The organism is Cellulosimicrobium sp. BMG9.23 (genome assembly GCF_059159985.1).
The window spans coordinates 266,215-277,783 of the sequence record NZ_JBZGBZ010000007.1 but is presented as its reverse complement, the minus strand read 5'-3'; the positions used below and the strand labels follow the sequence as shown (position 1 = coordinate 277,783).

Genomic DNA, 11,569 nt, shown 5'->3' with positions numbered 1-11,569 from the left:
GGGATGGCCCCCAGCGACGGAGCGACGCCCGACCGCACGACCGGCGAGCCTGCGTCCGGGCGGCGCCCGACCGACGACGACGTGCGCTCGGGCAGGCCCTTCCCGCCCGTCTTCTACCCGGCCGCCGGGGTCATCCTGCTCTTCGTCCTCGCGGCGGTGCTCTTCACGGACGCCGTCTCGGCGCTCATGACGACCCTCCAGCGCGACGTCATCGGCGTGTTCGGCTGGTACTACGTGCTGCTCGTCGCGGGGTTCGTCGTGTTCGCGCTGTGGATGGGCCTGAGCCGGTTCGGCGACATCGTGCTCGGCAAGGACGAGGACGAGCCGACGTTCCGGCTCCCCGTGTGGTTCGCGATGCTGTTCGCGACGGGCATGGGCATCGGGCTCGTGTACTGGGGCGTCGCCGAGCCGCTGACCCACTACGTGACGCCCAAGCCGGGCGTCGAGGGCAGCGACGCGGTGCTCGCGCAGGCCGCGATGGGCCAGAGCTATCTGCACTGGGGGATCCACGCGTGGGCGATCTACGTCGTCGCCGGCCTCTCCCTGGCGTACGCGATCCACCGCAAGGGCCGCCCGGTGTCGATCCGCTGGGCGCTCGAGCCGCTCCTCGGCGACCGGGTCAAGGGCTGGCTCGGCAACGTCATCGACGTCGTGGCGATCGTGGGGACCGTCTTCGGGGTCGCGACGTCGCTCGGCTTCGGCGTGCTGCAGATCTCGGCGGGGCTGGGGTACCTCGACGTCGCGGAACCCGGCACCGCGTTGCAGATCGGGCTCATCGCGGCGATCACGGCGATCGCGACGATCTCCGTCGTCTCCGGGCTGGGCAAGGGCATCAAGTGGCTCTCGAACGGGAACATGGTGCTCGCCGGCGCGCTGGCCGTCGTGGTCCTGGTCCTCGGCCCCACGCTCTTCCTCCTGCGCGAGTGGGTCCAGTCGCTCGGGTACTACCTGCAGAACATCGTGCGGCTCACGTTCGACACGACGGCGTTCCAGGGCGCGGCCGGGCTCGAGTGGCAGTCGTCGTGGACGATCTTCTACTGGGGCTGGTGGATCTCGTGGGCGCCCTTCGTCGGCGTCTTCATCGCCCGCATCTCCCGGGGCCGCTCGGTGCGCGAGTTCGTCCTCGGCACGCTGCTCGTCCCGACGATCGTCACGACGCTGTGGTTCTCGATCTTCGGCGGCTCCGCGCTCGAGCGCGAGCTCACCGAGCCCGGCAGCATGCTCGACGACGGCGCGGTGAACTCCGACACGGCGCTCTTCCAGCTCCTCGACGGCCTGCCGATGTCGACCCTCCTGTCGATCGTGGCGATCGTGCTCATCGTCGTGTTCTTCGTGACGTCGTCCGACTCGGGCTCTCTCGTCGTCGACATGCTCGCGTCGGGCGGCAACCCGAACCCGCCGACGTGGAGCCGGATCTTCTGGGCGGCCGTGTCCGGCCTCCTCGCGATCGCGCTGCTCCTGGCGGGGGGCCTGTCCGCGCTCCAGACCGCGGCGATCCTCATCGCCCTGCCGTTCTCCGTCGTGATGATCGGCATGGCGGTGTCCACGGTGAAGGCGCTGCATGTCGAGCACGCGGCGATCGTCCGGGCAGAGCGCCGCGCGGCGCGCGCCGCGCTCACCGAGCACGTGACGACGCGCGTCTCGGAGTCGATCTCGGAGCAGTGGGAGCAGCTGTACCCCGACCCGCGCGACCGCTGGACCCCGCTGCGGCGGCGCCCGCGTGGACGGGGCGGCGACGGCGGGTGAGGTCGCCGGCGCGTCGTCGTGCGGTGGTGCGCAGCGGGGTGACGGCGTGTGGTGGACCCCACGGCGGTGGACTGGGATCGCCCTGTAGGATGGACGTCGCCCGGTCGACGGCGTTTCTGCCGTGCCGGACGAGCGCCCCGCTCGTCCGCGCAGCGGTGTCGCGGGGGCACCCGTCCACGACGGTCGCCCGTGCTGCGTCGTCCCGCCCCTCCTCCTGAGATGAGTAACTGACATGTCTGTGCGCTCCGACCTGCGCAACGTCGCGATCGTCGCCCACGTCGACCACGGCAAGACGACCCTGGTCGACGCGATGCTGCGGCAGTCCGGCGCCTTCTCGGCGCACCAGCAGGTCGACGACCGCGTCATGGACTCCGGCGACCTCGAGCGGGAGAAGGGCATCACGATCCTCGCGAAGAACACCGCGGTCCGGTACGCCGGTCCCGCGGCGGCCGCGGCGGGTGAGCCCGAGGGCATCACGATCAACGTCATCGACACCCCGGGCCACGCCGACTTCGGCGGCGAGGTCGAGCGCGGCCTGTCCATGGTGGACGGCGTCGTCCTGCTCGTCGACGCGAGCGAGGGCCCGCTCCCGCAGACGCGCTTCGTGCTGCGCAAGGCGCTCGCCGCGAAGCTCCCGGTGATCATCGTCGTCAACAAGGTCGACCGACCCGACTCGCGCATCACCGAGGTCGTCGCCGAGGCGACCGACCTGCTCCTCGGCCTCGCGAGCGACCTCGCCGACGAGGTCCCGGACCTCGACCTCGACGCGATCCTCGACGTCCCCGTCGTCTACGCGTCCGCCAAGGCCGGGCGTGCGTCGGTCGACCAGCCGCTCGACGGCGGGCTGCCCTCGAACGAGGATCTCGAGCCGCTCTTCAGCACGATCCTCGAGAAGATCCCCGCCCCGGTGTACGAGGAGGGAGCGCCCCTGCAGGCGCACGTCACCAACCTCGACGCGTCGCCGTTCCTCGGCCGCCTCGCGCTGCTGCGCATCTTCAACGGCACGCTGCGCAAGGGCCAGGTCGTCGCGTGGGCGCGCCACGACGGCACGCTGCAGAACGTGAAGATCACCGAGCTGCTCGAGACCAAGGCGCTCAGCCGCGTCCCCACGGACTCCGCGGCCCCCGGCGACATCGTCGCCGTCGCCGGCATCGCCGACATCACGATCGGCGAGACGCTCACGGACCCCGACGACCCGCGTCCCCTCCCGCTCATCACGGTCGACGACCCGGCGATCTCGATGACCGTCGGGATCAACACCTCGCCGCTCGCCGGCAAGGGCGGCAAGGGGCACAAGGTCACGGCCCGCCAGGTCAAGGACCGCCTCGACTCCGAGCTCGTCGGCAACGTCTCGCTGCGCGTGCTCCCCACCGAGCGTCCTGACGCCTGGGAGGTCCAGGGACGCGGTGAGCTCGCGCTCGCCATCCTCGTGGAGCAGATGCGTCGCGAGGGCTTCGAGCTCACCGTCGGCAAGCCGCAGGTCGTCACGCGCACCGTCGACGGCAAGACGCACGAGCCGATGGAGCGCATGACGATCGACGTCCCCGAGGAGTACCTCGGCGCCGTCACGCAGCTCCTGGCGCAGCGCAAGGGCCGCATGGAGACCATGTCGAACCACGGCACGGGCTGGGTCCGCATGGAGTTCATGGTCCCGGCGCGCGGGCTCATCGGCTTCCGCACACGCTTCCTCACGGACACGCGCGGCACGGGCATCGCGTCCTCGATCGCCGAGGGCTACGAGCCCTGGGCCGGCCCCATCGAGACCCGCATCAACGGCTCGCTCGTCGCGGACCGTGCCGGCGTGGTGACGCCGTTCGCGATGATCAACCTCCAGGAGCGCGGCAGCTTCTTCGTCGACCCCACGCAGGAGGTCTACGAGGGCATGATCGTCGGCGAGAACTCGCGCAACGAGGACATGGACGTGAACATCACCAAGGAGAAGAAGCTCACGAACATGCGCGCCGCCTCGAGCGACACGTTCGAGAACCTCACGCCTCCGAAGCACCTGACGCTCGAGGAGTCGCTCGAGTTCGCTCGCGAGGACGAGTGCGTCGAGGTCACGCCCGAGGTCGTGCGCATCCGCAAGGTCGTGCTCGACCAGACCGAGCGCGCCCGCGCGACGTCGCGGGCCAAGCGCGCCTGACCCCTCGCCGACCACTCGCATGGCCGACGCCGTCGCCAAGCCCGCCGTCGTGCCCGCCGGCAGCGTCCCGGTCGTGCCCGACGGCGGGCTGCTCGCCGTCCACGCGCACCCGGACGACGAGACGCTCGCCACCGGCGCGCTCCTCGCCACCTGGGCGGCGGCGGGGGAGCGCGTCACCGTCGTGACGTGCACGCGCGGGGAGCGCGGCGAGGTCATCGACACCGCGGCGCACCCGACCGGCGTCGGGCACCTCGAGGGGGACGGGCCGGCCCTCGCGGCCCACCGCGAGGGCGAGCTCGCGCGTGCACTCGCCGCGCTGGGGGTCACCGACCACGTCTTCCTGGACACGGCCGCTCCCCTCACCGGTCCCGGTGACGGTCCCGGCGTGGTGCCCGACGCCGGGCGCTCGCCCCGGTACACCGACTCCGGCATGGCGTGGGCCGCCCCGGGCATCGCGCGCGCGACGGCGGAGGCCGAGCTCCCCGAGGGAGCGTTCGTCGGCGTCCCGGTCGACGAGGCGGCGTCCCGCCTCGCCGCCGTGGTCCGGGCGCGGCGACCGGCCGTCGTCGTGACGTACGAGGCGGGCGGGGGCTACGGGCATCCAGACCACGTGCGCGCGCACGAGGTCACGGTCCGCGCGCTCGAGCTGCTCGACGACGCGGGCGAGGGCACTCCGGAGCTCTGGACCGCCGTCGTGCCCGCCTCGCTGCTGCGCTCCGCACGGCGCACCCTCGGGGGGCAGCCGGAGGTCCGCGGGCTGCTCGACCGCGTCGACGGGCTCACGCTGCCCGACCCGGCCGCGCCCCTCCCGTCCGTCGCGCTGCCGGAGGCGATCCCCGGTGCGCCGGCCGCGCCCGGGAGCGAGCCGTCCGGCCCGGCGCTGCGGGCCGTCCCTGTCACGCCGGTCCTGCCCGCCGTGCTCGACGCCCTGCGCGCGCACGCCACGCAGGTGCAGCACCTCGGGGCGGCACCGTCCGCAGCGCAGGACGCGCCGCTCGTCGGCTGGTACGCCCTGAGCAACGACGTGCTCGCGCCGATGCCTTCACACGAGTTCTACGCCCCCTCCCGCCGCGCTCTCCCGGGCCCCCGGGATTCCGGCGCTCGCGGACAGTAGCCTCTACCTGTGGAGAACACCGGACGTCTCGTGGGTCGTGGAGCGGCGTGCGCGCTGATCGGGGCGATCGTCGGTCTCGTGGGAACGGTCGCTCACCGCGCTCCCGTCGTCGACCTTCCGGCGCTGCACCTCGGGCTCGTCCTCGCGCTCCTCGCCGTCCTCGCGGCGGGCGTGCTGTCGCGGGCCTGGGGCGGCTACGCCGGGCTGCTGGGCTTCGGGATCGGGTGGATGGTCGTCGTGCAGCTGCTCTCGCTCGAAGGTCCGGGGGGCGACGTCCTCGTGCCCAGCCAGGTCGTCGGGTACGTCTGGATCTACGGCGGTCTGCTGGTCGTCGCGCTCGCCGCGTTCCTCCCGCGCTCGTGGTTCAGCGAGCGGCCTGTGCGGGTCGCGCTCCACGAGCGTCAGGTCGGGCAGAGCGGACATCAGGTGTAGATCCACCCCGGTACAATCCCCGGTGTGGGGCACCGCACCCCTCGTCGTCATGCGCGCCTCGGCGCGCCCTCGCGTCACGGAGACAGTGGATGGGTCAGCCGACCGATCGAGACGAAGCTCTCGGCACGCCCCAGGACTCCTCGCCGGTACCCCCGGCGAGCGAGCCGTCGACCCTCGCCGACGCGGCAGGCACGACGCCCGCTGCTCCGGCCGACGCGGCAGGACGGGGCGACCAGGCGCCGACGGAGGTCGACGACGCACCGACGGAGGGTGGCCAGGCCGCCCCGGAGTCCGACGAGACCGCGGAGATCGCGGAGATCGCGGGCGGGTCCGAGCGGAGCGCTGCCGAGGGGGCGCACGACGGTGCCGCTGCCGTGAGCGCCGAGGAGCACGCGGCCACGGCGTCGTCGGGTGGCCAGGAGCCGGGCGTCGAGGCGCCGGACACGCCGGGTGCGGAGGCGTCCGAGGCGTCCGGTGTCGAAGAGCCCGGTGCGCCGGGTGCCGGGTCCTCCGAGGAGCTGGACGACGACACACCCTACGTGCCGCTCGTGTTCGCCTTCGACCCGGCCGTCTCTGCCGTCGTCCGCTCCGCCGACGAGGGCGCGGCACCCGAGCTACCCGTCGCCGGGAGCACCGGGCCGGCGGAAGCCGACGACGCCCGCGGGGACGGTGCGGAGCCGACCGCGACCGTCCCGACGAGCCCGTCGGCCCAGCCGACCGCATCTGCCGAGCCGACTCCCTCGGCCGAGCCCCCTGCGGCTGCGGCTGTCGCGCCGACCCCGTCGGCCGAGCCGACCCCGTCGGCAGGGCCGACGTCGACCGCACCGTCCTCGCCCGCAGCCTCGGCCGCCGGTGTGGACGAGGCCGAGCCGATCGTGGCGGTGCCCGTCGGCGGCTCGGACGCGTCCGCGCAGGCGCGGCCGGAGACCGCCGCGCAGGGATCTGGTGAGGCCGTCCCAGCGGAGGACGGGTCCACTGAGCCCGCACAGCCGCCTGCCCAGTCCGTGCCGGCGGAGCCGGTGCCGGCTGCTGCTGCCGCTGCTCCGCCTGCTCCTGCTACGCCCGCGTCCGGCGAGGCTGCTCCTGCCGAGTCTGTTCCCGCCGACCCGAGCCCGGCCGGGACCGGGCAGCCCGCGGCCGACGCCGCGTCGTCGGACACCGTGGTCATGGACCCGGTCGCCGCAGCCCTGGTCGCCGCAGCCCCGGTCGCCGCAGCCCCGGTCGCTGAAGTCCCCGTCGCCGGAGCGCCTGTCGCCGAGGCCCCGGTCTCCGCACAGCCCGCCCCCGCGTTCGAGCGGACCGAGGTGATCCCCGCGGTCGCGCCGTGGGAGCGGCCCGCCCCGGTGCGCGTCTCCGCCCGGTCGGCGGTGGCCCCTGCCGCGGCTGCGTCCGCCGAGCCGGCCACGGCGGTCGGTGCGTTCCCGCCCGTCCCGCCCGACGAGGAGCGCGTGACGTCGCCGTTCGACGGCTTCGAGGAGGACGGCCCGCGCCGCGGGTGGCTCCGGGGCCTGATGTGGACCGGGATCGGCGTGCTCGTGCTCGGCGGCCTGTACACCGGGGCCCAGTGGTACTTCTCGGACAAGGTCCCGAGCGGCACGACCGTCGCGGGCGTGGACGTCGGCGGGGCGACGCGGACCGCGGCGCAGGACGAGCTCGAGGCCGCCCTCGGCCCGCGCGCCGCGGAGCCCGTGACGCTCGTGGCCGGCGACGCCACGACGACGCTCGACCCGGCGACGTCCGGGCTCGCGTTCGACGCCGAGGCGACCGCGGAGGAGCTCACCGCCTTCTCGATGAACCCCGTGCGCCTGTGGGAGCACCTGTTCGGGGGCGAGGAGAAGCCGCCCGTCGTGACGGTCGACGAGGCCGCGCTCGACGCTCAGGTCGAGGCGCTGCGCGGCGGGCTCGACGTCGCACCGGTCGACGGGACCGTCCAGTTCGTGGACGGCGCCCCGACCGCCACGCCTGCGGCAGACGGCGCGTCCGTGGTCGGGGACTCCGCGGTGGACACGATCGCCGCCGGCTGGCTCGTGACCGACGGCCCGATCGAGCTCGCGACCGAGCCCGTCCCCCCCGAGATCACCCAGGAGGAGACGGACGCGGCACTCGCCGAGGCGCAGAAGGTCGTCTCCGCGCCGGTGGTCGTGTCCGTGGGGGACCAGTCGCCCGAGCTGCCCCCGGAGACCCTCGCCGCGACCGCGTCGTACGCAGCCGCGGACGGCGCGCTCACCCTGACGTTCGACGGCACGGCGCTCGTGCAGGCGGTCGTCGACCGCACGAACGACCTGCTCACCGTCCCGGACGACGCGCACTTCGTGTTCTCGAACGGGGTCCCGGTCATCGAGGGCGGTGCACCGGGGACGACCATCGACCCGGCGGCCATCGCGACCGCGGTCACGACCGCCGCGACCGGCGACGACCGGACCGCTCCGGTCGAGCTCGTCGAGAGCGACCCGGCGCAGTCCGTCGCGGCGCTCGAGGCGCTCGGCGTCAAGGAGAAGGTCTCGGAGTTCTCCACCCCGCTGACGAGCGAGCCGGTGCGCACCGAGAACCTGCGCGTCGGGGCGAGCAAGGTCAACGGCACGCTCGTCCTGCCCGGGGAGACGTTCTCCCTGACCGAGGCGCTGTCCCCGATCACGGCCGCGGGCGGGTACCGCTCCGCCGGCATCGTGCAGGACGGCAAGCACATCGAGGGCGTGGGCGGCGGTCTGTCGCAGATGGCGACGACGACGTACAACGCGGGCTTCTTCGCCGGCCTGGAGGACGTCGAGCACCGCCAGCACAGCTACTGGTTCACGCGCTACCCGGCCGGGCGCGAGGCGACGATCTTCGTCGGCTCGCTCGACATGCGGTTCAAGAACGACACCCCCTACGGCGTGCTCATGCAGTCGTGGGTCGGCGGCGGCGAGCTGCACGTCGCGGTCTGGAGCACGAAGCACTTCGAGGTCGAGACGACGGCGAGCCAGAAGTCGAACGTCGTCGAGCCGACGACCGTGACCCACACGGGCGCCGACTGCGTGCCGCAGCCCGCCGGCAATCCCGGCTTCTCGATCACGAACTACCGCAAGGTCTACCTGGACGGCGAGCTCGTCAAGGACGAGGCGGACCGGTGGACCTACAAGCCGGACAACCAGGTGGTCTGCGCTCCCTGAGCGCACCACCGGACGAGGAGTGCGCATGCTCGGACGCAGCGAACGGGAGTCGGGACCGCAGGCGCTGCTCGCCGCGACGGCGGCGGGCTGGGGCACCGAGGGCACGGCCGGCGACGACGGCGGGCGCTCGGAGCCCGACGCGCTGCTCGACCTGGGCTCGACGACGGCGACCCTGTCGACGGTCGCGAGCATCGATGGCCTGTCCGCCGTCGTGCACCTCGGGCATCCCGCGCAGCCGTCGCACGAGCTCGAGCGGGCCCTGCTCGCCGCACCGCCCGCTCTGGTCCTCACGGCGGCCGTCGCCGTCCCCGCCCAGTGGGTGTGGGTCGGCCGGTCGGTCGGCGCGCAGGACGCGTCGGGGCCGGTCGTGGTCGACGAGGCGGGGATGCGCGACCGGCGGCACGTGCTGCGGACGATGGGCATGAGCCCTCGCCTGGTCCCGACGCGCACACCGCTCGAGGAGCGGGTCGCGCTGGCCGGCTCGGACGGCACGCTCGTCGTCGAGCGCTCGGTCGCCACGGCGTCGCTCGCGCCGCTCGGGTTCGACGAGCTCCCCGGGAGCGAGGCGCTGTCCCAGGGGGCCCCCGTCTGGTACGGCCTCCTGGAGTCGCGTGAGGCCGCGCCCCGCGCGGCGGGCGCGGCCCAGGTCTGGCTCGCGTTCGGCCCGCGCGACGACCACCGCGGATCGCTGCAGCAGACTCTAGGCCTCTTCGCCGACGCCGGGATCGACCTGCAGCACGTGCGCAGCCACCGCTCGCAGGCCGGGCCGCACATCTTCTTCTCCGCGTTCTCCTGCCCGGACGCCGACGTCCTGGACCGGCTCGTGGCGGACTTCGACGACCGCGGCGTCGCGCACCGGCTCCTCGCCGTGCTCCCGGGCCAGGAGTTCGTGCCCGGTCCCGACGCCCTCGCGCCGCGCTGGTCCGCCGTCGGCGCCCCGTCGCGGTCTGCCGAGCCGGCGACTGAGCCCGACCTGCGCGATCTGCCCCACCTGCGGCCGGCGTGAGCGGCGTCGGCTACCTCGGGCCGCAGGGGTCGTTCACGCACCAGGCGGCCGCGGGCTGGGGACGTGACCACGCCGACGGCGCGCCGCTCGTCGCGCGCGGGTCGGTCGCCGAGGTCTTCGCCGCCGTGGCGGAGGGGAGCGACGAGCGCGGCGTCGTCGCGATCGAGAACACGGTCGAGGGCTACGTGGTCCCGTCGCTCGACGCGATCGTGGGCAGCGCCACCGTGGTCGCGGTCGACGAGGTCGTGCTCGACATCTCGTTCGACGCGTTCGTCCGCCCCGACCACGGCACGCTGACCGAGGTGAGCGCGCACCCGCACGGGCTCGCGCAGTGCCAGGAGTTCGTGAGCCGCGAAGGGCTGCGGGCCGTGCCCGCGGCGTCGAACGCGGCGGCGTGCCGGGACGCCGGGCCGCACCAGGTCGCGCTCGGTCCGAGCATCTGCGGAGAGCTCTACGGGCTGGACACGTACGCGCGCGCCGTCGAGGACTTCGCCGGCGCCCGCACGCGCTTCCTCGTGCTCGCGCAGCGCTCGTCCGCGCGGGACGTGCTGGCGCGCACGCGCGCGGGGCACGACGGCGCGTGGCGGACGATGCTCGCCGTGACGCCGGTCGTCACCGGCCCGGGCGTGCTCGCGCGGATCACCCGCTCGTTCGGCGCGCGGGGCGTGAACCTGTCGAGCCTCATCACGCGCCCGCTGAAGGCGGTGGCCGGGACCTACGTCTTCGTGCTGACCGTCGACGGCGCACCGTGGGACGCGCCGGTGCGCGCGGTCCTGGAGGACCTGGTCGCCGCGGGCGACTCGCTCAAGACGCTGGGCGTCGTGCCCGCGCGCGGCGAGCTGGACGAGTCCGTGCACGCCGACGTCGACGCCGCGCACGTCCCGGTGGGGAGCGTCGGCGCCGCCTCGTCGTCGGACGCGGTCGAGAGCGGGCTCCTGTGGTGACCGGGCAGGGTCGCGCGGACGCGGGAGTCCCCGGCTCCGTCGCGGTCGCCGGTCTGGGGCTCGTCGGCGGGTCGATCGCGCGCCTCCTGCGCGCGCGCGGCGTCGAGGTCACCGGCCTCGACCCGACGGCGTCGACGCGCGAGGCCGCGCGGGAGGCCGGGCTGCGCGTCGTGGACGACGTCGCGGCGTTGTGCGACCCCGAGCCGGACGTCCTCGTCCTCGCGGTGCCGCTGCGGGCGATGCGCGCCGTGACGACAGAGGTCGCGCGGCACGTCCGCGGCGCGACGGTCGTCACCGACGTGGGCAGCGTCAAGGGCGCCGTGCGGGACGCCGTCCGGGCTGCGGGTCTCGAGACGCGCTACGTGGGTGCGCACCCCATGGCCGGCACGGAGCACTCCGGGTTCGACGCGTCGGACCCGGGCCTGCTCGACGGCGCGTCCTGGGCGATCACGGTCGACCCGACGACGCGCGCCGACGCGTTCGCCGCCGTGCTGCGGCTCGTCACCGGACCCCTGGGCGGCACGGTGCACGTCGTGACCGACGACGTGCACGACGAGTCGACCGCCCTGATCAGCCACGTGCCGCACGTGCTCGCGACCGAGCTGCTCGGCGTCGTCGCCGACGCCCCGGTGCGCGACGTCGCCCTCGGCCTGGCGGCCGGCAGCTTCCGCGACGCGACGCGCGTGGGCCGGACGGACCCGCGGCGCACCGAGGCGATGGTGACCGAGAACGCGGCCTGGGTCGCGTCCGCGCTCCGGGTCGTGGTGCGCGACCTCGAGCGCCTCGTGCGCGCGCTCGAGTCGAACGCGCCGGTCGGCGAGTTCTTCGACCGACCGGACGCGGTGCGCGCGCTCCTCGCGGAGCCGGACGCGGCGCGCGCGCGCGAGCGCGTGGTGCTCGACGAGGCAGGGGACTGGCGTGACCGCCTCACCGGGCTCGGTGCGCAGGGCCGGGTCGCCGTCGGCGTGGAGGACGGCGCCGTCGTCGTCCGCTGACGGACGGACCTCCCGGCGCCTCGGCGCCCGGGAGGCGGCC

The 11,569-nt window shown here is 74.5% G+C and carries 8 protein-coding genes; all 8 read left to right on the top strand.

The window, feature by feature from the left end; all coding sequences use genetic code 11:
- Window positions 1-3: 3 nt before the first annotated feature.
- A complete protein-coding gene (locus tag AC4H2G_RS14200) occupies window positions 4-1,746 on the top strand; it encodes a BCCT family transporter (protein WP_494366368.1) in 1,743 nt (580 codons plus the stop codon).
- A 232-nt stretch (window positions 1,747-1,978) separates the two neighbouring features.
- The gene (typA, locus tag AC4H2G_RS14195) at window positions 1,979-3,889 is read left to right on the top strand and encodes a translational GTPase TypA (RefSeq protein WP_494366367.1); all 1,911 of its coding nucleotides are present in this window, start codon (window positions 1,979-1,981) and stop codon (window positions 3,887-3,889) included.
- A 19-nt stretch (window positions 3,890-3,908) separates the two neighbouring features.
- Window positions 3,909-5,003, top strand: coding sequence for a PIG-L family deacetylase (locus AC4H2G_RS14190; RefSeq protein ID WP_494366366.1), 1,095 nt, complete (start codon window positions 3,909-3,911; stop codon window positions 5,001-5,003).
- A gap of 9 nt (window positions 5,004-5,012) precedes the next feature.
- Window positions 5,013-5,435, top strand: a complete 423-nt coding sequence (locus tag AC4H2G_RS14185; RefSeq protein WP_494366365.1) for a DUF6113 family protein — start codon at window positions 5,013-5,015, stop codon at window positions 5,433-5,435.
- 89 nt (window positions 5,436-5,524) lie between these two features.
- A complete protein-coding gene (locus AC4H2G_RS14180; RefSeq protein ID WP_494366364.1) occupies window positions 5,525-8,584 on the top strand; it encodes a VanW family protein in 3,060 nt (1,019 codons plus the stop codon).
- 25 nt (window positions 8,585-8,609) lie between these two features.
- Window positions 8,610-9,590, top strand: a complete 981-nt coding sequence (locus tag AC4H2G_RS14175; protein WP_494366363.1) for a hypothetical protein — start codon at window positions 8,610-8,612, stop codon at window positions 9,588-9,590.
- Window positions 9,587-10,534 (top strand): prephenate dehydratase, encoded by a 948-nt coding sequence (locus AC4H2G_RS14170; RefSeq protein ID WP_494366362.1) that lies wholly within the window; start codon window positions 9,587-9,589, stop codon window positions 10,532-10,534. Before AC4H2G_RS14175 ends, AC4H2G_RS14170 begins: the two co-directional genes overlap by 4 nt.
- Complete coding sequence (locus AC4H2G_RS14165; protein WP_494366361.1) at window positions 10,531-11,529, top strand: prephenate dehydrogenase; 999 nt, start codon at window positions 10,531-10,533, stop codon at window positions 11,527-11,529. The genes AC4H2G_RS14170 and AC4H2G_RS14165 overlap by 4 nt, the downstream gene beginning before the upstream one ends.
- The last annotated feature ends 40 nt before the right edge of the window (window positions 11,530-11,569 follow it).